Here is a 23,178-nt window from a genome sequence, read left to right as displayed (position 1 = left end):
ATCAGCGAAACGAAATCGTGTGGCCACCGTCCACCACGATCGTCTGGCCGTTGATATAGCCACCCGAGGGCGACGCCAGAAGCACGGCGAGCCCGGCAATCTCCTCGACTTCGCCGAAGCGTTGCGACGGATTGCGGCCACGGTACCATTCGACCATCGCCTCGTCTACCCACTGCGATCGCGCCATCTCGGTCTTGAATGTGCCCGGCGCAATGCAGTTGGCAGTGACCCCCTTCGCTGCGAATTCCATCGCGAGGTTTCGCACCAGTTGCATGTCGGCGGCCTTGGTGAGCCCGTAGGTTCCCGTCACGGCGTCGCCGAACAGACCGACCACCGATGCCACCGAAATGAAGCGGCCATAGCCGCGCTCGATCATGCCCGGAATGGTCATCTGCACGAGCCAGATATTGCTCTGCACGTTGACTTGCATGAACTTGTTGAACGTTTCGTCCTGCAAATCGAGGGCAGATCCAATCCAGGGATGAATTGCCGCATTGGCCATCACGATATCGACTCTGCCCCACTTGCCGTTCGCAGCGTCCACGAGATTTTGCAGTTCGGCCTTGCGCCCGATGTTGCAGGCAAACGGCATGGCCACGCGGCTGCCGATCTTTTCGTTGATGGCTTGCGCGGCGGTTTCGCAGGCGTCGGCATTGCGCCCGGAAATGACGACCTTTGCGCCATGTTCCGCCATGCCGAGCGCGCTGGCGTACCCAATGCCGCGACTCGATCCCGTGATGATGGCGACCTTATCGGTCAAGTCGAAAAGCGAAGAGCCCATGCGTACTCCACATAAGAATGGGGTGCCGATGAAGGAGAATCACCGTGCCAATTAGCCCTGTTTGCGTTTCTGCTGAGCGATGAACGCCGAGGCAATCTCGTGATGCTCATTGCTGAGCGTTGCCGCAAGCTGCCGCGCAAGCGTCGTGTCGAGCATCAGCGCCGCGCTGCGATGGAGGTGGAGATTCATCAGCTTCTTGGTTTCGCGCAGCGCGTGACGCGGTTGCTTGAGCAGCTTTTCGGCAAGCGCCAACGCTTCGTCCATCAGCTTGCCCGGCTCCACGACGCGGTTGGCGAGTCCGTATTCAACCGCCTGCTGCGCAGTGATGCGATCGCCCGTAAAGATCAGTTCCTTCGCCCGCAGCAGGCTCGTGTAGAGCGGCCACGCTACGGAAATACCATCGCCCACGACTAGACCGATGTTGATATGCGGTTCGGCCAGAAACGATTTCTCGGACATCAGAACGATGTCGCACAACGTGGCCATCGTCGCGCCCCACCCTACCGCAGGGCCGTTGACCGCTGCGATAATCGGAATCGGTACGTCGATGAAACCGTGTATGGTCTGGCGTGCGTTCTCTTGAACCCGCCGGGCGAACTCGGGGTCGTCGAGCGTCTTGACGAAATGGTTCATGTCTCCGCCTGCGCTGAATGCCCGCCCCGCACCCGTGAGAATGGCCACGCTCGCCTCGGGATCGTCAGCGAGCGCCGCGAATAGCTTTGGATAGCTAAACAACATCTCCGTGGTCGACGCGTTCAGATCGTCGGGCCGGTTGAGCGTGATGATGCGCAGGCCGCCATCTGCCGTGACTTGAATATCGTCTGGAAGGCCGTATAGATTTGTCATGTTTGGCGCCGTGGGGCTAGAGTTGCTGGATGAGCCGGCGCTACCGCGCCCGGGTTACGCGCCTTGTTCGGCGAATCGATTATTTCTGAACTTGCCACGCCATGCTGCCGCGTTGCTTTCGTTCCGCCAGCGCGGCCTTCTCGATGCGCAAGGCATCCTGGAGTGTTGCCAGCGCGCCCTGATCGATCACCTGCTTGACGGTTGCGACGAGGTCGGGACGACGGCTCGCAATCGTCTTCGCAACCGCCTTTGCCCGCTCCATCAACTGATCGTGACCCACCACCTCGTTCACAAGACCAATGCGCAACGCGGTTGCCGCGTCGATCGGCTCGCTCGTCAGGCTGATCTGCTTGGCCCACCTCGGGCCCACGATATAGGGCAGCCGCGCTGTCATGCCGCCGCCTGCGAGCGCGCCGATTTTCGTATGCGTGTCGGCAAAGCGCGCTCGCTCGGACGCAAGGATGAAATCGCATCCCATTGCAAGCTCGAACCCGCCGGTAACGGCGGCGCCGTTCACCGCCGCGATCACCGGCTTGGTGATGTGCGGCCACATGTCGATCATTTCTGCGACTCGCGCGCGCGGCGCATCGGGCGCGGAGAAGTCATTGAGGTCGAGCCCCGAGCAAAAGGCCGGATCGGCGCCCGTCACAATCAGCACGCGCAGGCTTTCGTCGGCTTCGAAGCGGCGCAGTGCTTCGACCAGCGCTTCGGTCAACGCAAGGTTCAGCGCATTGCGCGCCTCGGGCCGGTTCAGTGTAAGCGTGAGAACGGCGTCCTCACGCGTCGTGCCGAGCAGATCGGTTCTTGTTGCGTCCATGGCAGTGCCTCGATAAGGTTCAAGCCGTCGCCGCCAATGCCTCGTGTTGAATCTGGCACGCGTAGCGATTCAGGTGATAGTCCATGTTGCCGAACAACGCGTCGAGCACCAGATGGCGGCGATAGTGATGACCTACCTTGTATTCGTTCGTGATGCCATAACCGCCGTGCAACTGAATGCCTTGCTGCGTGACGAACTTCGCACTGCGCGTGGTCTGCGCCTTGCAGCCTGAGATCTCCACGCTTCGCTTCGCGCTGTCCTCGCTGAGCGCAAGCAATGCACGGTGCAGTGTTGCGCGCGCCTGCATGGCATCGATCGCCATGTCGGCCATACGGTGTTGCAGCGCCTGGAAGCTGCCAATAGGAACGCCGAACTGCTTGCGTGTTTTCAGGTAGTCCGAAGCGAGTTCAATGGCGTCTTCCATATCGCCCACCAGTTCCGCGCAAATCGCAACGATGGCTTCGTCAACTGCGGCCTGTAGTCCTTCGTAAGCGCGCCCTGGCTCGCCGACGACATCGGCATCTGCCACGATCACGCCATCGAGCAGCAGATCGGCCGACGGCGTGCCGTCGAGCAGCGCGCACGTCTTGAGCGTCACGCCCGCCTGCTTCGGATCGACGAGAAAAATACCGATGCCGTCCTTGTCACCGGCCGCACCCGCGGTGCGAGCGACGACAAGCAGCCGGTCGGCAACGGGTGCACCTACCACGAGCGTTTTGTAGCCGTCCAGGCGCCAGGCGCCGTCTGCCGTCTTCTGCGCCGTGGCCGTGACGTAGTGCACCTGGCCTCGCGCCTCGCGCTCGCTGTGCGCGACCGCATAAACGGCTTCGCCGGAGACGATTTCCCCGAGCATGGTTTCGCGCTGTCCTTCGCGCCCGCAGCGCGTGACGAGCGAGGCCGGAAACACGCCACACATCACGTAGGGTTCGAGCACGAGTGCGCGCCCGATCTGCTCGGCCACGATGGCGCTCTCCACCGGCGAGAAACCGAGCCCGCCCATTTCCTCCGGCACCGCGATGCCAAGCCAGCCCATTTCTGCGAGCACGCGCCATGTCTCACGCGAGAAACCGCCGCGTTGCGATGCCAGATTGCTGCGATGTTCGAACGTATAGCTCTTTTGCACGAAGCGCTGCGCGCTTTCCTGCAGCATCCGCTGTTCGTCGCTCAACTCGAAGTCCATGCTGCACCCTCTATCTACCGGCAATTGATGCGATCACCCGTAACGGGGATCGACGGCTGTTCCTGGATCGACGCAGGCGTCACAGATCGAACATCGCCTTCGCGATGATGTTGCGCTGGATTTCGGCCGTGCCGCCGTAGATCGTGCACGCGCGCCGGTAGAAGACCTCGGCGGCGAGGCCCGGCGCGTATTCGGGCCCGATAAACGACGCGTCGCGCAGTGCATGTTCCTCGTTCGGATCGGGGTAGAACACGGCGCCGTAGTCGCCAATCACCTCCAGCAACATCTCCGTGAGCTTCTGGTGAAGTTCCGAGCCTCGCACCTTGAGCATGGACCCGATTGCCATGCCGCCGCTACGCTCGTCGATCCCTTGATGCAGAATCTTCTGCACCGCCATATCGATCGCCCGAACCTCCAGTTCATGCTGCGCGAGACGCGAGGCAAACGTGGGGTCCTGGATCAATGGCCTGCCCGCCACGCGCTCGCGCGACGCGTAGTGCCGGATCTTGCGCAGATAACGCTTGAGCGCCGGTGCTTCGGCGCCGAGGAACGCACGTTCGTTAAAGAGCAGAAACTTCGTATATCCCCAGCCTTTGTTCACTTCGCCGATCAGGTTTTCGGCGGGCACGCGCACGTTGTCGTAAAACACTTCGGCCAGGTGATGACAACCGTCGAGCGACCCGATGGGCCGCACTGTGACACCCGGCGTCGCCATGTCGAGCAGGAGGAATGAAATGCCCTTCTGCGGCTTCGCTTCGCTGTCCGTTCGTACCAGCACGAAGTTCCATTGGCCATAGGCGCCAAAGCTCGTCCAGATCTTTTGTCCGTTGACGATGTAGTGGTCTCCATCGCGAACCGCCGTCGTGCGCAGCGACGCGAGATCGGAGCCCGAACCCGGCTCCGAAAAGCCCTGCACCCAGAACACTTCGCCGCGCTGAATCGGTGGAAGAAAGCGGCGCTTCTGCTCTTCGTTTCCGAACTCGCAAATCACGGGTCCGACGAGCGATACACCCGCCTGATTCTGCGTTGGAGCGCCCGCCAGATAGCACTCTTCCTCGAAGATGTAGCGCTGCATCGCGGTCCAGCCCGTGCCGCCATCGGCGACGGGCCAATGCGGCACCGACCATCCGCGTGTTTCATGCAGAATGCGGGTCCAGCGCTGCGAATCGTCGTCGCCTGCGAGGAAGCCCTGCTGGCCGCGAAACGCCATATCCGCCGGCAGGTGCGCTTTGAGAAAAGCCCGCACTTCTTCGCGGAACGCAATGTCGGCGGGGTCTACGCGAAAGTCCATATTCTTTAGCTTCCAGCGTTTTCGATACGTTGAACAGGATCTGCTTCGGCAGCGCCGGCATTGCCGACCAGCGTGCGCGGCGTGGGCGGCATGCGATAAAGCTCCTCTACGACGCCGCGACGCCGCTCGAGCACGTTGCGCTGGCTAATCGCGCTCTTCGCGCTCAATTCACCGCTGTCGAGCGTGGGCTGCTCGCTTTCGAGCACAATGCGCGCGATACGGGCAGAACTGCCGCCGGGTCGCGCAGCGAGTTTGTCGATGCCCTTCTGGAAGAACGCCAGCACACCACGGCTGTTGACGATCTGATCGACGCTCGGCGTGAGCTCGTGAAGGTCGTCGCACAGCGCACGGCACGCTTCGACGTCGGGGAATACGAGCGCAGTCAGGTAATCGCGGTCGTGCCCCGCAATGACAATGTCGCGCGCATACGGGCCGAAAATGTTCAACGCATGCAGACGCAACTCGGCGACGTTGACCCACGTGCCGGTGGACAGTTTGAAATTTTCCGCAATGCGGCCATCGAAGCGCAGGCCGAGCTCGATACGCTGCGGGTCGATGAACGTTGCGGCGTCACCGGAGCGGAAATAGCCCTCCTCGTCGAACGAGGCGGCGGTGCGCTCGGGATCTTTCCAGTACCCGGGCGTGACACAGTCGCCAAGGAAGCGGATTTCCAGCTTTGCGCCAACCGGCGCCACCTTCACTTTGACGCCGGGCACGGGCAATCCCGCGATCGCCTCGCGCCGCGGATCCCAGGCTGCCGACATCGGCGTGGGACCCGCTTCCGTGCCCCCGATGCCCGACATGATGAGCACGCGCTGGCCTATCGTGCGTACGGCGAGTTCGTCGAGTTCGGCCCAGATGTACTCCGGCAGACTTGCGCCGCCGTAGTAGATCAGCGCGAGCTTGCTGAAGAATTTCTCGCGCAATGCCTTGTCGGCCTGAAGATGCGGAATGAGCGAGGCCAACCCTTGGGGCGTATTGAGGTAGACCACCGGCGCGATTTCACGCAACGCCTGCACAGTCGGGCCGATTTCCTCCGGCGTTGGCTTGCCGGGGTCCAGGTAGTACGTGCCCCCGCCGTACAGCACCATGCCGAAGTTATGCGTGCCGCCGAAGGTGTGATGCCACGGCAGCCAGTCAACGAGATCCGGCGGCCCGTCCTGAAGAAACGCGAACACCTGCGCGACCTGCTGGCGATTGCTGCACAACATGCGCTGCGGATAGATCACCCCCTTCGGTGCGCCCGTCGTACCCGAAGTGAACATGATCTTGCCCACCGTGTCCGGGCCCACTGCGTTGAACGCCTTTTCGACATCGGCGGTAACCGGCGTCTTCAGCCACTCCGCGACACGCGAACCGGCCCGGCCCTCCGGCAACGGGCCAACGACGACGCACTCCACGTCACCGAATACCTCGCGCAATGCGCGGCCATACTGCGCGCCGTCGTCCGCGAACACGAGCCCAGGTGTGCACACGGCCGCCAGTTGCTTGAGCTTCGAAAAGTCCTGCGATAAAAGCGAGTACGCGGGCGTGACCGGAATATAGGGAATGCCGACGTGCAATGCGGCAAGCGCAAAGAGCGCATGCTCGAAGCTTCGATCCGAAAGAATCATCAACGGACGCGACTGGGACAAACCGCGATCGAGCAGCGCCTGCCCCAGCGCACGCGCACCGTCGAACGCCTGCTTATAGGTGAGGGACTCCCAGGACTTGCCGTCCGGCGTGCGGCGCGCGAGCAGCGCGCGCTCGGGCGTAACACTCGCCCAGTGTTCGAGCCGCTCCGTCAAGCGGACGGGATACGGTTCGAGCGGTTCCTTCAGTGCGTACACCACGCTGCCATCGGGTCTGCGCTCGACAATCGCTTCCATGCTGCCAAGGCGAATCGGGCGAAACGGTACATCCATGAGGGCATCGTGCGAAGCCGTACCTGCATCCATCTGAATCGTCCTGTTGTTATCTGGCAGGCCATGTCCTGAGAGCGTTCGCATCATCTTCCAGCAGACGCAATTCTTGCAGCTCCATAGCAACCAATAATTGAACGTTGATCATCATGTTGAACCAGCATAACGCGAAATCGAACGGACGTCTATCCGGTTGTCACCCGCAAGGAAGGTCAGATGCGCAACTCGCATCTGACGCGAATACGCGTCGAAATGCGCGGCTCGATTGCATCCTTGCGCACTGCACAATAACGTGGACATGGAACAAGAAATGCGCTACTTTATGAATGTCATTCATATTGTTAAACGCGATGCGCAGGTCGTAGCCGAGCGCCGGATCAAGGAGCCATCATGTCGGATGAGGTTGTCGTCACCGCTGCCGTTCGCACGGCGATTGGAGATTTTGGTGGTGCCCTGGCGAGCGTTCCGCCTACGCAACTTGGCGCGACGGTCGTTCGCGCGCTGCTCGACCGCACGAATCTGCCGGGCGACGATGTCGGCCACGTGGTGTTCGGCAATGTGATCCATACGGAGCCTCGCGACATGTACCTCGCGCGAGTGGCGGCGCTCGAGGGCGGCGTGAGTGCGGACGCCCCGGCGCTGACACTCAACAGGCTGTGCGGCTCCGGCCTCCAGGCCATCATTTCCGCCGCCCAGGCCATCGCGCTCGGCGAGACCGAAATCGCCATCGGCGCAGGCGCGGAAAGCATGTCGCGCGCAGCGTACGTTGCCACTAGCGCGCGTTGGGGCTCACGCATGGGCGACATCCGCCTGATCGACATGATGGCCGGCGCGTTGACGGACCCGTTCAGCGCTTGCCATATGGGCGTGACGGCGGAGAACGTCGCGAAGAAGTACGGCGTTTCGCGCGACGACCAGGACCAGCTCGCCGTCGAGTCGCACCGGCGCGCCGCACGAGCCATACATGATGGCCACTTCCGCGAGCAAATCGTGCCTGTAGCACTCCGCACGAAAAAGGGCGACAGCGTGTTCGATACGGATGAGCATGTACGGCCCGGCACGACCGCCGCGGATCTCGCCAAATTGCGTCCCGCATTCCAGAAGGACGGCACCGTGACGCCCGGCAACGCGTCCGGCCTCAACGACGGCGCTGCGGGAGTCCTGCTGATGGCGCGCCGCGCTGCCGAGCAACGCGGCCTTCGTCCACTCGCGCGGCTCGTGTCCTGGGCTCACGCAGGCGTCGATCCTCAATACATGGGCATTGGCCCGGTGCCTGCAACACGCAAGGCATTGCAACGCGCGGGCTTGACCGTGGCGGATCTCGACGTGATCGAAGCGAACGAAGCATTCGCCGCGCAGGCTTGCGCCGTCGCGAAGGAGCTGGAATTCGACAGCGCCCGGGTCAATCCAAACGGCTCGGGCATCTCGCTCGGCCATCCGATCGGCGCGACCGGCGCCGTCATTGCGGTGAAAGCGATTCACGAGCTGCACCGTTGCGGCGGCCGCTATGCGCTCGTCACGATGTGCATCGGCGGCGGCCAGGGCATCGCAGCAGTCTTCGAACGCATTTAGCGCTACACGCAAGCGGCTATTCATTGAATCAGAGGGAGTGACGTGGTACGCCCCGAACAGCTGCTCCACGCGCAGCGCCAACCCGTTTCACCGCGCCCGGCGGCAACGATGCTGTTGCTGCGCAACGCTCAATACAAAGGTGCGCCGGCCATTGAAGTGCTGATGACGCGGCGCTCGGCGCAAGCGAGCTTCGCACCGGGCGCCTTTGTCTTCCCTGGTGGCGCCATCGATCCGTCCGATGCACGCATCGCCGCGTGCGCGTCACGACGCGGCACGCAAGACGAAGCGCAGGCAGTTCAGGCTGTGGCCGCCATACGCGAGACATTCGAGGAGCTAGGCGTGTTGCTCGCGCGGCGAAGCGATGGCGCGTTCGTCGACGACAGCGATATGGCGACGCTCGACCGAAGCGCGGCGATCGGGGAACATTGCGCGCAGCGAAGCCTCACGCTCGCCGCCGACTGCATTTATCCGCTTGCGCATTGGATCACCGACCGCGACCTGCCTCGGCGCTTCGACGTGCAGTTTTTCGTGGCGCGCATGCCTGCCGGACAAACCGCTGTCGCGGATGGCGCCGAGCAATTCGAACCGGTGTGGGTCAATCCCTCCGACGCCCTCGCGCGCCACGCTGCGGGCGACTTCGCCATGATCTTCCCAACCGTGCGCACGCTCGAACGCCTTCGTTCGTTCGACTCGGTCGAAGCGTTGCTTGCGGCATGCGCCGGTGAAAAACCGCTGTGGAGCAGTTGTCCGCGCGGTGGCCTGAAAGCCGGCAACGTCGTGCGTTGCATGGAAGGCGACGCGCCGTACGGGGAGCTTCGCCTCGTGTGCCCTGATGGCCAGGTACTTCACGCGCTCGACTGGCGATCAACCGAGGCCGTCCCGCTGCTGAAAAACGTGATGCGGCTGACCGTCGCGAACGGCGGCATGATGACGGGACCCGGCACGAATAGCTATATCGTTGGCACAGCGGCAACCGGCTTCATCGTGATCGATCCGGGGCCTGACGATCGGGCGCACCTCCAGCGCATTCTCGCCGCAACGGGTGGCGACATCCGTATGATCGTCTGCACGCACTCGCACGCGGACCACGCGCCCGGCGCGCGGCCACTGCAAGCCATGTGCGCGAACAAGCCAGCGATCCTCGGCCTGCCGTCCGGGTCCTTTGCGAGGGCGAGTAGCCATTTCGTCCCGGACCGCGAACTGCGCGACGGTGAATGGCTCGCGCTTGCCTGTGACGGCGAGACACATCGATTGCTTGTCGTTCCGACACCGGGGCACGCGAGCAACCACGTGTGCCTCGTCCTCGTCGAGGACGGATTGCTATTCAGCGGAGACCACATCCTGAATGGAAGCACGACCATCATCGATCCGCCCGACGGCAACATGACTGCGTACCTCGCGTCGCTGGACCGGCTGGACGCGATCTGCGCCGAACATGAAATCGACTTCATTCTGCCTGCACACGGCTACGTGCTCGACCGCGCGCGTGAGCAGATCGCGCGCCTCAAGGCGCACCGCATGGCGCGGGAAGCAAAGATCGCGCAGGCAGTGAAGACACTGCCGAACGGCTCGATCGATGACTGGCTACGCCATGCTTACGACGACGTACCGGCAAAGCTCTGGCCAGCCGCGGCCCGCTCGCTGCTTGCTCATCTCGAACGGTTAGACGAACGAGCCCCGCGTTGCTGAATGCAAACTGCCTGCGCGCGCCCGTTTTCAATCCGGGCACGGGCAGACGATTCGAAAGGCGCCTTAGCGCACGCTCAGTTATCTTCTGCAAATGCTGCCAGCCGGCCGTGAATGAGTGCGCGCGCCTCAGCAACCATCCGGCTCACGAGTTCCGCGCAGGTGGGAATATCCTCGATCAGCCCGATCGCGAGACCGGCAGGGAACGTTCCATCTTCCGTATCCCCCGTTTCGTACATGCGCTTTCCGCGCTCGCCACTCACGAGTGGTTTGAGATCCGCGAACGTCGCGCCTTCCTTGTATTCGAGTTCCAGCACCTTCTCCGCAACTGAATTTCTGAAAATGCGCGAGGTGTTCTTCAGCGTGCGGAAAATCAGCGCCGTGTTGCGCTCGTCGTTCTCGACCAGCCTGCGCTTGACGTTCTCATGAATCGGCGCTTCCTGCGTGGCCATGAATCGCGTGCCCATGTTGATGCCGTCCGCACCGAGCGCGAGTGCGGCGACCATGCCGCGCGCGTCGGCAATACCGCCCGATGCCAGCATCGGTATACGCAGCTTCGCGGCGGCCGCGGGCAACAGAATGAGGTTGGGCACGTCGTCTTCGCCTGGGTGGCCGGCACATTCGAAGCCGTCCACGCTCACGGCGTCACACCCCAATGCCTCTGCTTTCAGCGCGTGCCGCACGGAGGTGCATTTGTGGATGACCTTGATTCCTGCAGCCTTGAACGCCGGCATGTGCGGCTCGGGATTACGCCCCGCCGTCTCGACCACCTTCACGCCGTTCTCCACGATCGCTTGCACGTACTCATCGTACGGAACCGGTTTGATCGTCGGCAGAATCGTCAGGTTCACCGCGAACGGCTGGTCCGTCATCGATCGAACGCGGCCAATCTCGTTGCTCAGCGCCTCCGGCGTGGGTTGCGTGAGCGCGGTGATGGTGCCGAGCGCACCGGCGTTCGAGACGGCAGCGGCCAGTTCCGCGCGGCCCACCCACATCATGCCGCCTTGAACGATGGGATATCGAATCCCAAGCAACTCTGTAATGCGCGTTTTCATGTACTGATCCTGTGATGTAAGTGCAACCTGCTTCTGCAGCGCGCGGCACGTCGAGCGAGGTACACGCGTTTGTATTTACGAACACCGTACAATTATATACACTTTATTCACGTTGCCGATACGGGTGCGCAGCACACGCGCACGCGCGTCGGATTGCACGAGGCATGAATGATCAGGAGAGTTGATGAACACGCGAGACAAAGAAATTGGCACTGAGGTAGCGTCGGTTCGCCCGACGCGCGATCAGGCGGAAGAAGCCGTGCGAACGCTTATCCGATGGGCGGGCGACGACCCCCAAAGAGAAGGTCTCACTCAAACACCCGCACGCGTCGCGCGCGCGTATCGCGAGTTCTTCTGCGGATACGAATCCGATCCGATGCAGATTCTTGCTACGACGTTCTCCGAAGTGGATGGCTACGACGAGATGGTGGTGCTAAAAGACATCCGCTTCGAAAGCTATTGCGAGCACCATATGGTGCCCATTATCGGGCGCGCACACGTTGCTTACCTGCCCGAGCATCGTGTGGTCGGCATCTCCAAGCTTGCTCGCCTCGTCGACGTGTATGCCAAGCGTCTGCAGATTCAGGAGAAGATGACCGTTCAAATCGCCGATGCGTTGAACACGGTGTTACAGCCCAAGGGAGTTGCCGTGATCCTCGAAGCCGCGCATCAGTGCATGAGCACGCGCGGCGTGCATAAACCCGGCGCTTCGCTGGTGACGAGCCGGATGCTGGGTGCGTTTCGCGACGATCCCTCAACGCGCCGTGAGTTTCTGTCGATCGTAGGCCACAGCACGATCATGCCGCTGCCCAATAGCTAAAAAGCCAACGTCGGCTCCACGCCGACGTTGGCTTGCATGAGATGCTGGTTATTCGTGACGAGCTTCGCGCGACGCTTACGCAAGCCCCTAAACCTCGCTGGACTGACGTGTCGTGAGAGGCCGCTCGTAAGAAACGTCTTCGCGATTTCTCGAACTCACGCCATTGCTCATCAAGACTTCGCGCCAGGCAGCAGGCACTACGGCAGGCGTGAGCTCGTTGATCGCCTCCGAGATGCAGACGCGGGCGGCAATCGCCCACACGCCATTGCGCTTTTCGAAGCGGTCGACATAGCGCCCCACCGCAAGCGTGTCCGGCTTGACGCGATTCTCGCCGAAGAAAAGCCAGTACGTTTCCCCGTGCGCCTCGTCGCCCTGCAGTTCGACACTGTGATTGAAGACCATGTGGTGGTGCGAGAGCTGATGCTCGGCATGGTACGCAAAGGCCCAATCTACGAATTCCTTTGCATTACCAACGAATGCGCCGTGGTCATCGATCCCATCCGGATGGTACGCTGACAGCGTCAACTCACGGTCCATGCGGTCGACCCCGCGGCAATAGCGGTGCACGCATTCGAGTATGGCCTGTTTGTCCAACAGCGCTTCCAAGCGTGCGCTCAGCACTTCGTTCATGGTTTCTACCGTTAGTATGTCATAGCGACGAAAAAGACCACCGCGCCGATCACCGCGCCAATGAAGCAATACCCTTCACCTGTCGACAAATCGGTTTCCTCTTCCTGCGCGCGACTCGCAATCGCACACCCAACGAGGCCCGCGAATGCCGTTGCACCGAGCACGGCAATCGTCATCACAACGTCGAACAGCGCCGAACGGCCCAACTCTTCCATGCGCAAGTCGCGTTGCAGCAGCCAGATCGCCGCTGCCGAAATCGACAAGAGGATAAGCGGGAGCCATACCCTGCGCGCTTCTCGAGCGCGCTCGCCAGGCATCGTTTTCATCGTGCCGCCCCCTCCATGCGCAGCTTGCCGAAGATACGGTGCGCCATCGCACCCAGCGCACGCGCCGCCCAATTCGATTGTTTTGCGCGATCCGATTCGTCCGACGAGGGAGGATGGCTGCCAGCAGGCTGGCGCCGATGGTGGAACGTGTAGTCCGCGAGAGGGCCACGTAAATCGCTGTCGAGCAGGTACATCGCATGTCTCCGATCAGGCTTGTGCCACGCGGGCGCATTCGTGGCGCCTCTATGTCGACATCGTAGGTGACGAAGTTCCGTTATGCAACAACTCGTTCAATTAACTGTGTCGGTGTTTTCACCAGCCGCCAGGGCGTAGCGTGCAGCGTATGCGCGAGCGCAAGCTACGCACACGGTCAATTGTGCGCAACGGATCGTATGCAATTTGGGCAAAGCAAAAGGCAGCCCAGGCCGCATCGCCGATGCGGCTTCGCAACGCGAAAAACGGGCCGCCGAGGGGCGATCAGGAAACCTGGAAACCGCCGTCGACAGCCAGGAGCTGGCCGGTGACATAGTCCGATGCCGGCGAGGCAAAGAACAGCACGGCGCGCGCGATATCGGAGGCGACGCCAATGCGGCCCAGGGGCATACGGCCGGGCTGCGTAATCGGGCCGCTTGCCTGATGGACCTTGGTCGATGCAGCTGCGCCCTCGGTCGCCACGCCGCCGGGCAACACTGCGTTCACACGAATTGCGTCTGCTGCAAATTCGAGAGCAGCCACTTTGGTGAGATTGTTGACACCCGCCTTCGATGCGCCGTAATCGCCGTTGTCGAAGATTACGGGCTGCAGCGAAGCCACCGACGAGATATTGATGATGGAACCGCCGCGCTTGGCCGCTTGCATGCGCTTGATCGCTTCGCGCATGCAGAGGAAGGTGCCGCGCAGGTTCACGCCGAGAACCTTGTCCCACTTCTCGGCCGACGTTTCGACGAATTGCGTCTTCGGATAGATACCCGCATTGTTGACGAGAATGTCGAGACGCCCGAGCTTTGCCTGAACGGTTTCGTACATCGCAAGAATCGAAGATTCATTGCCGATGTCCACCTTGACGGCGATCGCCTTACCTGAAGCGCTTTCGATTTGTTTGACCGTTTCCTGCGCCGCTTCCTCGTTCAGGTCCGCCGCGACCACAGCGGCGCCGGCCGACGCCAGCAACAGCGCCGTCTCGCGGCCGATACCCGAACCTGCCCCTGTCACCACCGCTACTTTCTGATCGAGACTGAAAAGACTCGCCACATTCGTGCTCACTGCTCCTCCTTTGGCTCGCCATGCGAGCGGGTTGTTTTGTGAACGTCATTCGTAAACATAAACACCCCGTCTTGGGGTGTCAAGGTGAACGACGAAACGAATGACGCAAGGAGCAGCGAGAACGAATCGGTGCAACGGTGCTGCTGTGAGTGTCACGCCGGGGGCGGCGACGCGATTTCGCGCATGATGTCGAGCATCGAGCGGTGCCAGGGCTTGTGGGGTCTATCCGCCCACACCAGTGACACTTCCGTTTCGCCAGATGCCGGGACATCTTCTATATCGACGTAAGCAACGCCTTCCACAGGCAAGTATCGCGCCGAGTCCAGCATCAAACCGACACCCAGCTCGTGAGCGACGAGGTTGAGCATCGTATAGGGGTGGCGAGCCTGCTGGGTCACTCGCGGCGACAAGCCCTCCTCGCGCCGTGCTGCTTCGAACGCGGCGAACAGCGGTTGCGACATCTGCTGAGGGAACATGATGAGGGAATATCGAGCGAGATCCGCGATGCGAATCGAACGCTGCGTCGCGACCGGCCATTTAGCGGGAACCGCAGCCACCACGCGCAGGCGCTCGATCACCACGCTTTCCAGACCCGAGACGTCCGCCGCGCTGGTTACGACCACGCCCAGGTCGATGCTGCCGTTTTTCACGCTCGCGACAGTCAGGGCACTACCACGCTCGATCAACCGGACATCGACACCCGGCCATTGCTTGCGCAGCCCCTGAATGGCCAGCGGCATGATGCGTAGGGCGCACATCGGCACGAACGCCACGCTCAAGCTCGCCAGTTCATCGGCTGCCTGACGCACCCGCCGCTCGGCCAATTCCGCCTGCGCGATGAGCGGCTTGGCTTCCGCGAGCAAGGCGGATCCCGCGGGCGTGAGGGTCACACCGCGCGGCGTGCGTTCGAGCAGCTTGATGCCAAGCTGTTCCTCCAGCCGCATGATCGACTGGCTGAGCGGCGGCTGAGCCATGCCAAGGCGTGCAGCCGCACGCCCGAAGTGCTGGGTCTCCGCAACCGCTACAAAGTGCCTGAGATGCCGCAATTCCATGGCTTGATATGACTTCGATATCGAGGGTGCCGCCAGCATATCGCCTTTGTCCTATTGCGGTGCACTGCGGATGAACCCTGGTCACATTGTTGAACGCAGGTGGTATCGGGTGCATGCGGACTTGACGTAGACCTGCATTAAACATACGTTTTTGAATATCGTTCTAAATTATGAATAAAACGGGCCGCCCGGATGAACTGGAAGAGGCATGGGGCAAGAGAACATTTCGAAGCGTGAATACGAACTGCAAGACGGTTCGTTGGTCCGGCATCCTCGAGGCGCCGAAAGCTTCGCGCCCGCGCGCGCGGCCCCATCTCCATCCACACGCGTTGCGCCACCCTGGCAGCCCTCACGGCGCGGTCGATATCGCTCACGCTGCCGAGGGGCACGACGGCTTGAGGCCGCCCTGTTGAAGGGTTGACATGTTCGACGCTGGCTGCGCCGTCAGCTTCGACGAATGCACCGCCGATATAGAGGCGCCCGGGGACGTCGAGCGGGCGCCGGTGCGATTGGGAAAGTGCCATGTGCCGTTCCATTGTGCGTTTGACTGCTACAGGCAGGAGACGCGTGCAGGAACCGGCGCCGGTCACGCGCCGTCGAGGTCAGTCGTGTCGTCTCCTGAGCATTTTCGTGGTCGGCCTGGCGCGCGCAGCGCGGGCCGCCTCTGATAAATTCGATTCTAGCGTCGGCTCATGCTCTACACTGCTTACTAAACGGAACATTTAGAGTGACTTTTTTTCATTAATCGACGATGCCAGAAATCCGGAATCTGCAGCCTTTCGTTCAGGCCGTCCGTTGCGGCAGCTTCATCGCGGCGGCAACCCGGCTACAGGTCACGCCGCCTGCCATCAGCAAGAGTATCGCGGCGCTGGAGCGTGAACTCGGCGTGCGCCTTTTCAACCGGACCACACGCAAGTTGAGCCTCACGAGCGAGGGGCGGCAGTTCTATCAACGGGTGGCGCCGTTGTTGAATCAGCTCGACGAAGCCGTCGCCGATGTGCGGCGCAGTCCCGAGCATCCGGAGGGCATGATCAAGGTATCCGTCACGCCGACGTTCGGGAGGCATTGCCTGACTCCGGTGATCGCGGAATTTCTGCAACGCTATCCGCTCGTCGAAATCGATATCAGCTATGACGAAATTGCGCCAAGCCTCGTCAACGACGGCGTCGACGTCAGTATTCAGCACGCGCGGGGACGCGGAACTAATCATGTCTGCCGTCCGCTGTGCGACTACCCCATCGTACTGGTCGCGAGCCCGGGCTATCTGGAACGCAAGAGCGTTCCTCAAACACCGGAGGAACTGGCGGAACACGAATTCGTCGGCATCCGTATGCCGTTCGGACTCGCCGCGCTTCATCTCGAACGCATGCCAGGAAGTACGCGAAAGCGCGGCGCCCGGAAGGACAGGACATTCGTCCACCATCCCCGCGGGCGTCTAACCGTGGCAGGCCAGCCGGACACCAGCCTCGTCGCAGCGCTCAGTGGCGCAGGGATCACGCCGTCTTCCGTGCCCGTGGTGCTACCGTATCTGCGTAGCGGGGCACTCAAGATCGTGCTTCCCGAATACCGGGTGCGCGGCGACGAGGCTGATGGCACGGGGCCGCGCATTTACGTGCACTACCCCCACCGCCAGTATCTGCCCGCGAAAGTCAGGGTTTTTGTGGATTACCTGCTCGAACGGTTTCGTTCGACCGATACCGGCAAAGCGGAACTCGACACCTTTGCCGCCTGAATGCCGGGCAGCTTCATTCTTCATTCGTGGCCGGCACCGCGCCGTCGATACGCGGAAGGACTCATCGCAACGTTTTTGTGGAAGATGTTGCGAAACGCGCGCACATCTGAATAGCCCACCATGACGGCGATCTGCTCGATTGAGACCTGAGTGTTGCGCAGCATGCGCTTTGCTGCCTCGATTCGCAATGAGCTTGCATAAGCCCGCGGCGTCATGCCGAGGCTTCGTGTGAAGCGGCGCAGCAACGTAGCGTGACTGACGGCCAGCACGTCCGCCAGTTCGCTGATCCTGAAGTCCTGGGCGAAACGCTGCGCGAGCCAGAACTGCGCGCTGCTTACGAGCGGATCGTCGCTCGACAGGCGGCCTTCCTCGCGCTCGCCATCCGTGCCTGTCGTCGAGGCGAGCCATTGAGCGGTATGCGATGAAATCGCACGATCGACGAGGCGCGCCACGAGTTGCCATTCGCTTGCCGGCACGCTGCAGGTGTGTGCACCTGCGTGCTCCGCGATCGTGGCGCCTGTGTCTACGCGCACCTTGGGATAGCGCGAGCGCAGCAAGCCCCTGAGCACGCGCGGGACAGCCGCAGGGCCACCGTCGAGAAGGCCTGCCTGAGCGAGCAGCAATACCCCTGTGCCGCTTGCGGCCAGTACCGCGCCCCGGGAACGTTGCCAACGCAGCCACTCCGTCACCGGCTGTGCGTGTTCGAGCAGCGTAACGAGCGCCTCTTCGCTGGCCACCGCAAAGGCCGGGACGTAGACGATGCTGTACTCGGCGTCGCCCAGCAAGTCGCCGTCACTATCCATCTTCCGGCCGCCGGCGAACTCCAGACCGCCCGCGGTGGCGCTCAACAGGCGCACCTGCGTCTTCATCGTGTGGCGGTATGGCGGCGCGAACTGCGTAAATACATGTCGCGCAATGAGCGCGAACCCATCCACCAGCGCGCCTACGCTCGACAGATAGGTGCCCGGCAGCACGAGCGCGGCAACGTCTTTCACTGGCTCAGTCGGCGTGGCGGGCCTGCGAATTTCGATCCCCTTATATGCAGAATTTGATCCTCTTTCGCGGCGATCTTAGCACGCATCATCGTCACCATTGTCAGCAAAAAGAATGGCGGGAAGAGCGGAGCCGCTACCCGCCACCCATAGCCGCGCCGCTGCGGTAAAACAGGAGACGCAAATGAAGAGCCTGGAAGAGAAACACGCCTATGGTTTAAAGGTATTCGGCGAAATCATGGGTGAGGAAAAGGCAGCCGGCCTGCGGGCCGCAAGCGAGTCCAACGGCTTCGGCGCCGATATTTCACGCCTTGCCGTCAATTACGCATTCGCGGACGTATGGGGCGACGACAAGCTTGAGCGCAAACAGCGCAGCCTCGTGACGCTCGGCATCCTGATTGCCAACCGCCAGACGCTCGAACTGAAAAACCACGTCCGCATTGCAGTACGCAACGGTCTGAGCGCACGCGAACTGGAAGGCGTGCTAATCCAGGCGCTGCCGTATGCAGGCTTCCCGGCTGTCGCCTCCGCCACCACGGCCGTACTCGAGACGCTGCGGGAACTGGGTATCGACACTACCACCCGCACTTCGGAAGAACGCGGATTGCTGTGAGACGTCGGCAAAGCGCCCCTGCGACCAGAGGAGACAATTTGTGAGCACACCAATCGTGGATATCGTGCCGACGATGCGCGAGTTCAACGTTTCGAACGATCTGCTAGGCGATCACGCCGCGCTGCAAAAACGCTGGGACGAAGACGGCTACCTGTTCTTCCGCGACGTACTGGACCACGAGCCGCTCGAACGCATGCGCGCGCTGCTCGTTGACCACCTCGATCGCAACGGTTTCGTAGACCGTAACGATCGGGACGTGCGATGGACCGGCAAGGAGCGCGAAAATTTCAGCTTCTTTCCCGTGAAGGAAATGAATGAGCAGCGCGCCGCGCGAACCGTGATGGAAGATCCCGCAACGCGCGCATTCTTCCAGCGGCTCTTCGACGTACCGCTTTATTGGGTGCCGTTTACCGAATACCGCACTTCGCCGCCCGCCATCGACAAAAGCCGCACACGCTTCGACTTCATTCACGAAGATGCGATCTACAGCGACCGCCTCGACTTCATCATTTGCTGGATTCCACTCAGCGATATCGATGCGCAGGTCGGTGGGCTGGCCGTTGCGGAAGGGCTGCACAAGCTTCCGTGCCTCCATAAGAAGGACGGCGACAAGATCATTCCCATCGATCTCGCGAGCGTGCCCGAGGACGCATGGCGCCGCACGAACTACCGCCTGGGCGACGTGCTGTTGATGAGCCGGCGCACGCCGCATTCCGGGCTCAGCAATCATTCCGACCGCTTCCGCCTATCGCTCGACACGCGGATCCTGCCGCAAGGCGGCAGTTTCCCGTTCGCACCGCGGCTGCCCTATGTGGGCACGCTGACGTCTATCGCGCCTGACCAGATCGTTGTGCGCGACGCGGATGGCGAGCATGTCTTGCGGCTCGACGAAACGAGCTATTTGCGCGGTTTCCAGGGCAACCGCGTGCGCGGCGACGAGATTGCCGACGTTTATCAGCCGGGCTGCGAAGTGATCGTCGCCCATGAAGGCGGCCTCGTTCAAACGCTGCGGCCGCAGCATTGATCGTCCATCACAGCGGAAAGACGACGCTTCGTCTTTCCGCTTCGCGTCCTTCAGCCCGGGCATTCACCCAACGTATTTTTCTGAACGTCGTGCTAATATTAGAATAACGGCACAATTCCAGGCCATTCTGGGATGACCTGTCGCCTGGCTAGTGACTTCGCGTGCTATGCGCCCGGCCACGACACGGCTGGCATTTCTCTGTAGTTCGACCACCGGAAAAATCATGGCCGATTCATCCGACGTGATACTCGTCATCGGCGCTACTGGCGCGCAAGGGGGGGCCACCGCTCGTCGCCTCCTTGCGGCTGGGCGTACAGTGCGCTTCCTGACGCGAGATCCAGATTCGCCTGCTGCCCGGGCACTCATCGAAATGAATGCGCAGGGCCTAAGGGGGGATCTGGACGACCGCGAGTCGCTCGACAAAGCGATGGAGGGCGTCCGCTCCGTCTTTTCCGTTCTCCTCCCCGATTTCGATCGCAGCGACAGGGAGCGTCGCCAGGGTTTCGCGCTCATCAACGCAGCGCGCAACGCGGGCGTCCCGCAATTCGTTCATACCTCCGTGGCGCAGGCAGGCAATCATTTGACGTTTCCAGACTGGCACGAGAAGCGCTGGAATCAAAAATACTGGACGGACAAGTGGGACGTCGAAGAGGCCGTTCGCTCTGCAGGCTTCGAATCATGGACGGTCTTGCAACCGGCATTCATGATGGACAATCTTGCTGAGCCGAAAGCGGGCACGATGTTCCCGCACCTGCGCGAGGGCTTGCTGCTCAGCGCGTTGCTGCCCGCCTCCCGGCTCGACTGGATCGCCGCCGACGACGTGGGTGCGCTCGCAGCCAGCGCGCTCAACGACGCGCAACGCTGGCATGGCGAGACTGTGCCGCTGGCTTCGGAGAAGCTCACGATGTCTGAAGTGGGATCTCGCCTCGGTCAGGTCCTTGGCACACAGATTCGCGTTTCGCACGTCTCGCCGGACGAAGCGCGAGCAAAGGGCCTCGCACCGGGGTGGGTGAACGCGCAGGAATGGATCAACGCGGTCGGGTATCGCGTCGACATCGATTCGCTCTCCGAACGTGGCATCCAGCTGACCTCGATGACAGACTGGATCGCCGCAAATCGACAGCACATCCCGCTTGCGTGACAGGTGTGCGAAACAATCCTTGAGCAATGGAAAAGCCGCAATGAATGTCTGTGCCCCCTCCTGGTTCGATCTCGCCATGAGCCAGCCACGCCGCTCTCACTTCACCGAAGCCGGCGGGGCCGCAGTGCACTATGTCTCCTGGAACGCCGCAGACACAGGCAAACCTCCGCTCGTCTTCGCGCATGGATTTCTAGGGCACACGCACTGGTGGGACTTCATTGCGCCGTTCTTCACCGACCGCTTTCGTGTGTTCGCTCTGGATTTCAGCGGCATGGGTGAGAGCGGCTACAGGCAGGAATACAGCGCAGACATTTTCGCGCGCGACCTCGTAGCCGTCGTGGATGCAATCGGCTCCGGTCCGTGCGTCGCGGTCGGCCACAGCTTCGGCGGATCGCGTCTCCTGCAGGCGTGCGCGACTTTTCCCGATCGTCTCTCGCATGCCATCGTGCTCGATTCGTATTTCATGCTACGCGGTGACAGCTTGCCTGCCGTGGAACGACGCCCGCCTCCACGTCCCTATCCGGACTGGCAAACCGCCGTCAGCCGGTTTCGCCTCATCCCCGAGCAGGATTGCGGGCCGTGGCTTCTCGAACATCTCGCGCAGACATCGCTTCGCCAAACCGCCGACGGCTGGGTGTGGCGCTTCGACCCGAAGCTTCGGGATCTCCAGCCGGTCGAAGGCGAGGAAGACCTGCTGACCCGCATCACGGTTCCCGTCAGCTACGTTCACGCCGAGTGCAGCAGCGTGGTCAGAGCGGATCGCGCGCGCCACATCGTAGCGGCAATTCCCGGCGCGAAGGGACCCATCACGATGCCGCGCGCAGGCCATCACATGATGCTAGACCAGCCGCTTGCGCTGGTCAGCCTCTTACGGGCGTTGCTGGCATGAAACCCGACACAACTGCAACCTGGTCGAGCGAGTTGCCCCTCTCGGCGCTGATAGCGCGCGCCGTCGAACGGCACGGCGCTACGCCGCTCCATTTTCATACCCAGGGCGGCGCCTATACGTGCACCACGCAGTCCCTACTGCACGACGCGAGAGAAATCGGCAAGGCGCTGCGAGCGATCGGCCTGCGTCGAGGCGATGTGATCGCGATACAGCTCCCCACGCAACGCGAGACTGCGCTTCTGTATCTGGCTGCACTCGAAATCGGCGCCGTGCTCGTACCGATCGTCCACATCTACGGTCCAGCCGAAGTCGGCTTCATCCTCCGGCAGTCGCGCGCCCGATTTCTTTGCGTACCCGACGTCTGGTGCGGCACGGACTACCTGGAGCGTGTCGCCGCGCTGGGCGACCCACCCGATCTGGAGCGCGTTATCGTCGTTGGCGATCGGGCGCCCGCGAATGGCATCACGTTCGATGCGCTGCAACGACTCGCGGCGACAACGCACGATCGGCATTCTGTGGATGCGCCCATGTCGGAAGACATCTGCCTGCTGCTGTACACCTCGGGAACGACGGCTTCTCCCAAAGGCGTACAGCACTCGCATCGAACCGTTGGCGCAGAGTGGCAGATTCCGTTCATCGACGGGCCAGGGCCATACCTCACGCCCTTCCCTGCCGGGCATATCGCAGGCTTCAATTTTCTGTTGCGCCCCTTCGTCACCGGCACGGAGATGGTGTTCATGGATCGATGGGACGCCTCACTCGCCGCGCGACTCATTGAACAGCACCAGGTACGCCTTTCGGGCGGCACGCCGTTCCATCTTCAAGGACTCCTTGATGCCGCTCATCGTGACGGCCGCAGCCTGGCGTCGCTCGTGTCTTACGGTCTGGGCGGCACGGGCGTCACGCCCGAGCACGTCGCCCTCGTCGATCGTGCCGGATTTAAGGGAACACGCGCTTATGGGTTGACCGAACACTCGACGGTGAGCGTTGGCTGGGCCGATTCGCCTTTTGAAATTCGAGCCAACACGGACGGGCGCGTTCAGCCCGGCTCTCAGGTGCGCGTTGTCGACGAGTTGGATCGCGACCTGCCTGCGGGACACGACGGCGAGATTCTCATCAAGGGACCGGAGTTGTTCGTCGGCTACACCGACCCGGCACTCAATGCGGCGGCATTCACTCTCGACGAATGGTTCCGGACTGGCGATATTGGCCATCTCGACGAAAGCGGCTGCCTGACCATTACTGACCGAAAGAAGGACATCGTGATTCGCGGTGGAGAAAACATTTCGTCGCTCGAAGTGGAGCGTGTGCTTGCCGCTCATCCCGCAGTGCGCGATGTCGCCGTCGTGGCCCAACCCGACGCCCGGTACGGCGAAAGAGTCTGTGCCGTAGTCGTCCTGCACGAACACACGGCACTCGACCTGAACGCAGTTCAGACCCACTTTGCCGCCGCGGGTGTGGCGAAGCAAAAGACCCCCGAGCATCTTTGCATCGTTGCAGAACTACCCCGCACGCCATCGGGAAAAGTGCGTAAAGGCGACCTGCGCAAGCAGCTTTCCACGTAACG

General features: G+C 62.0%; 23 protein-coding genes. 9 read left to right on the top strand and 14 right to left on the bottom strand.

Annotated elements, in window-relative coordinates:
- Position 1 precedes the first annotated feature (1 nt).
- The 6 genes from AB3X99_RS13510 to AB3X99_RS13485 form a co-directional block, all read right to left on the bottom strand.
- Positions 2–781 carry an SDR family NAD(P)-dependent oxidoreductase gene (locus AB3X99_RS13510; protein WP_368617189.1) on the bottom strand — a complete coding sequence of 260 codons (780 nt, stop codon included), beginning with the start codon at positions 779–781 and terminating at the stop codon, positions 2–4.
- Between the two features lie 51 nt (positions 782–832).
- Positions 833–1,627, bottom strand: a complete 795-nt coding sequence (locus AB3X99_RS13505; protein WP_368617188.1) for an enoyl-CoA hydratase/isomerase family protein — start codon at positions 1,625–1,627, stop codon at positions 833–835.
- 79 nt (positions 1,628–1,706) lie between these two features.
- Positions 1,707–2,444, bottom strand: a complete 738-nt coding sequence (locus AB3X99_RS13500) for an enoyl-CoA hydratase (protein ID WP_368617187.1) — start codon at positions 2,442–2,444, stop codon at positions 1,707–1,709.
- Between the two features lie 19 nt (positions 2,445–2,463).
- Positions 2,464–3,624 (bottom strand): acyl-CoA dehydrogenase family protein, encoded by a 1,161-nt coding sequence (locus AB3X99_RS13495; RefSeq protein ID WP_368617186.1) that lies wholly within the window; start codon positions 3,622–3,624, stop codon positions 2,464–2,466.
- A 79-nt stretch (positions 3,625–3,703) separates the two neighbouring features.
- Positions 3,704–4,915 (bottom strand): acyl-CoA dehydrogenase family protein, encoded by a 1,212-nt coding sequence (locus AB3X99_RS13490; RefSeq protein ID WP_342947348.1) that lies wholly within the window; start codon positions 4,913–4,915, stop codon positions 3,704–3,706.
- A gap of 5 nt (positions 4,916–4,920) precedes the next feature.
- Complete coding sequence (locus AB3X99_RS13485) at positions 4,921–6,852, bottom strand: AMP-binding protein (protein ID WP_368617185.1); 1,932 nt, start codon at positions 6,850–6,852, stop codon at positions 4,921–4,923.
- A 354-nt stretch (positions 6,853–7,206) separates the two neighbouring features.
- Between AB3X99_RS13485 and bktB the strand changes: the two genes are divergently transcribed.
- Complete coding sequence (gene bktB / locus AB3X99_RS13480) at positions 7,207–8,388, top strand: beta-ketothiolase BktB (protein WP_069266503.1); 1,182 nt, start codon at positions 7,207–7,209, stop codon at positions 8,386–8,388.
- A 42-nt stretch (positions 8,389–8,430) separates the two neighbouring features.
- The gene (locus AB3X99_RS13475; RefSeq protein WP_368617184.1) at positions 8,431–10,077 is read left to right on the top strand and encodes an MBL fold metallo-hydrolase; all 1,647 of its coding nucleotides are present in this window, start codon (positions 8,431–8,433) and stop codon (positions 10,075–10,077) included.
- Between the two features lie 74 nt (positions 10,078–10,151).
- On the opposite strand, the gene AB3X99_RS13470 is transcribed toward AB3X99_RS13475, so the two are convergent.
- Positions 10,152–11,129: an NAD(P)H-dependent flavin oxidoreductase gene (locus AB3X99_RS13470; RefSeq protein WP_368617183.1), complete on the bottom strand. Its 978-nt coding sequence runs from the start codon at positions 11,127–11,129 to the stop codon at positions 10,152–10,154.
- 184 nt (positions 11,130–11,313) lie between these two features.
- Here AB3X99_RS13470 and folE point away from each other — a divergent pair, with 184 nt between their 5' ends.
- A complete protein-coding gene (gene folE, locus AB3X99_RS13465) occupies positions 11,314–11,949 on the top strand; it encodes a GTP cyclohydrolase I FolE (RefSeq protein WP_368617182.1) in 636 nt (211 codons plus the stop codon).
- Between the two features lie 87 nt (positions 11,950–12,036).
- Here folE and AB3X99_RS13460 read toward each other — a convergent pair whose 3' ends face one another.
- The 6 genes from AB3X99_RS13460 to AB3X99_RS13435 all read right to left on the bottom strand — a co-directional run bounded on the left by AB3X99_RS13460 (position 12,037) and on the right by AB3X99_RS13435 (position 15,744).
- Positions 12,037–12,579, bottom strand: a complete 543-nt coding sequence (locus AB3X99_RS13460; RefSeq protein ID WP_368617181.1) for a nuclear transport factor 2 family protein — start codon at positions 12,577–12,579, stop codon at positions 12,037–12,039.
- Positions 12,580–12,590: 11 nt separating this feature from the next.
- On the bottom strand, positions 12,591–12,905 hold the full coding sequence (locus tag AB3X99_RS13455) for a hypothetical protein (RefSeq protein ID WP_254353341.1): 315 nt from the start codon (positions 12,903–12,905) through the stop codon (positions 12,591–12,593).
- Positions 12,902–13,099, bottom strand: coding sequence for a hypothetical protein (locus AB3X99_RS13450; protein WP_083245399.1), 198 nt, complete (start codon positions 13,097–13,099; stop codon positions 12,902–12,904). Before AB3X99_RS13450 ends, AB3X99_RS13455 begins: the two co-directional genes overlap by 4 nt.
- A 283-nt stretch (positions 13,100–13,382) precedes the next feature.
- Positions 13,383–14,168, bottom strand: coding sequence for a glucose 1-dehydrogenase (locus AB3X99_RS13445; protein WP_254353343.1), 786 nt, complete (start codon positions 14,166–14,168; stop codon positions 13,383–13,385).
- 152 nt (positions 14,169–14,320) lie between these two features.
- Positions 14,321–15,220, bottom strand: a complete 900-nt coding sequence (locus AB3X99_RS13440) for a LysR family transcriptional regulator (protein WP_368617180.1) — start codon at positions 15,218–15,220, stop codon at positions 14,321–14,323.
- A 137-nt stretch (positions 15,221–15,357) separates the two neighbouring features.
- Complete coding sequence (locus AB3X99_RS13435; RefSeq protein ID WP_368617179.1) at positions 15,358–15,744, bottom strand: aldehyde dehydrogenase family protein; 387 nt, start codon at positions 15,742–15,744, stop codon at positions 15,358–15,360.
- Between the two features lie 227 nt (positions 15,745–15,971).
- Here AB3X99_RS13435 and AB3X99_RS13430 point away from each other — a divergent pair, with 227 nt between their 5' ends.
- Complete coding sequence (locus AB3X99_RS13430; RefSeq protein WP_368617178.1) at positions 15,972–16,952, top strand: LysR family transcriptional regulator; 981 nt, start codon at positions 15,972–15,974, stop codon at positions 16,950–16,952.
- 20 nt (positions 16,953–16,972) lie between these two features.
- On the opposite strand, the gene AB3X99_RS13425 is transcribed toward AB3X99_RS13430, so the two are convergent.
- Positions 16,973–17,947 (bottom strand): GlxA family transcriptional regulator, encoded by a 975-nt coding sequence (locus tag AB3X99_RS13425; protein WP_368617177.1) that lies wholly within the window; start codon positions 17,945–17,947, stop codon positions 16,973–16,975.
- A gap of 181 nt (positions 17,948–18,128) precedes the next feature.
- Here AB3X99_RS13425 and AB3X99_RS13420 point away from each other — a divergent pair, with 181 nt between their 5' ends.
- From AB3X99_RS13420 to AB3X99_RS13400, 5 genes are all read left to right on the top strand, one after another.
- Positions 18,129–18,557: a carboxymuconolactone decarboxylase family protein gene (locus tag AB3X99_RS13420; protein WP_069266493.1), complete on the top strand. Its 429-nt coding sequence runs from the start codon at positions 18,129–18,131 to the stop codon at positions 18,555–18,557.
- A gap of 40 nt (positions 18,558–18,597) precedes the next feature.
- Positions 18,598–19,581, top strand: a complete 984-nt coding sequence (locus tag AB3X99_RS13415; protein ID WP_368602253.1) for a phytanoyl-CoA dioxygenase family protein — start codon at positions 18,598–18,600, stop codon at positions 19,579–19,581.
- A gap of 241 nt (positions 19,582–19,822) precedes the next feature.
- Complete coding sequence (locus tag AB3X99_RS13410; RefSeq protein ID WP_368617176.1) at positions 19,823–20,722, top strand: NmrA/HSCARG family protein; 900 nt, start codon at positions 19,823–19,825, stop codon at positions 20,720–20,722.
- Positions 20,723–20,762: 40 nt separating this feature from the next.
- Entirely contained in the window at positions 20,763–21,611 is an 849-nt protein-coding gene (locus AB3X99_RS13405) for an alpha/beta fold hydrolase (protein WP_368617175.1), read from the top strand.
- A 32-nt stretch (positions 21,612–21,643) separates the two neighbouring features.
- The gene (locus AB3X99_RS13400) at positions 21,644–23,176 is read left to right on the top strand and encodes an AMP-binding protein (RefSeq protein WP_368617174.1); all 1,533 of its coding nucleotides are present in this window, start codon (positions 21,644–21,646) and stop codon (positions 23,174–23,176) included.
- Positions 23,177–23,178 lie beyond the last annotated feature (2 nt).

This window comes from Paraburkholderia sp. BR10882 (assembly GCF_040948855.1).
GTDB lineage: Bacteria > Pseudomonadota > Gammaproteobacteria > Burkholderiales > Burkholderiaceae > Paraburkholderia > Paraburkholderia nodosa_A.
Note: the sequence above shows the minus strand (reverse complement) of the source record. Positions and strands in the feature narration are given on the sequence as shown.

Coding starts and splice junctions, on each gene's coding strand:
- AB3X99_RS13510 (WP_368617189.1), bottom strand. CDS start 781: ATGGGCTCTTCGCTTTTCGACTTGACCGATAAGGTCGCCATCATCACG.
- AB3X99_RS13505 (WP_368617188.1), bottom strand. CDS start 1,627: ATGACAAATCTATACGGCCTTCCAGACGATATTCAAGTCACGGCAGAT.
- AB3X99_RS13500 (WP_368617187.1), bottom strand. CDS start 2,444: ATGGACGCAACAAGAACCGATCTGCTCGGCACGACGCGTGAGGACGCC.
- AB3X99_RS13495 (WP_368617186.1), bottom strand. CDS start 3,624: ATGGACTTCGAGTTGAGCGACGAACAGCGGATGCTGCAGGAAAGCGCG.
- AB3X99_RS13490 (WP_342947348.1), bottom strand. CDS start 4,915: ATGGACTTTCGCGTAGACCCCGCCGACATTGCGTTCCGCGAAGAAGTG.
- AB3X99_RS13485 (WP_368617185.1), bottom strand. CDS start 6,852: ATGGATGCAGGTACGGCTTCGCACGATGCCCTCATGGATGTACCGTTT.
- bktB (WP_069266503.1), top strand. CDS start 7,207: ATGTCGGATGAGGTTGTCGTCACCGCTGCCGTTCGCACGGCGATTGGA.
- AB3X99_RS13470 (WP_368617183.1), bottom strand. CDS start 11,129: ATGAAAACGCGCATTACAGAGTTGCTTGGGATTCGATATCCCATCGTT.
- folE (WP_368617182.1), top strand. CDS start 11,314: ATGAACACGCGAGACAAAGAAATTGGCACTGAGGTAGCGTCGGTTCGC.
- AB3X99_RS13460 (WP_368617181.1), bottom strand. CDS start 12,579: ATGAACGAAGTGCTGAGCGCACGCTTGGAAGCGCTGTTGGACAAACAG.
- AB3X99_RS13455 (WP_254353341.1), bottom strand. CDS start 12,905: ATGAAAACGATGCCTGGCGAGCGCGCTCGAGAAGCGCGCAGGGTATGG.
- AB3X99_RS13450 (WP_083245399.1), bottom strand. CDS start 13,099: ATGTACCTGCTCGACAGCGATTTACGTGGCCCTCTCGCGGACTACACG.
- AB3X99_RS13440 (WP_368617180.1), bottom strand. CDS start 15,220: ATGGAATTGCGGCATCTCAGGCACTTTGTAGCGGTTGCGGAGACCCAG.
- AB3X99_RS13435 (WP_368617179.1), bottom strand. CDS start 15,744: ATGGCACTTTCCCAATCGCACCGGCGCCCGCTCGACGTCCCCGGGCGC.
- AB3X99_RS13430 (WP_368617178.1), top strand. CDS start 15,972: ATGCCAGAAATCCGGAATCTGCAGCCTTTCGTTCAGGCCGTCCGTTGC.
- AB3X99_RS13420 (WP_069266493.1), top strand. CDS start 18,129: ATGAAGAGCCTGGAAGAGAAACACGCCTATGGTTTAAAGGTATTCGGC.
- AB3X99_RS13405 (WP_368617175.1), top strand. CDS start 20,763: ATGAATGTCTGTGCCCCCTCCTGGTTCGATCTCGCCATGAGCCAGCCA.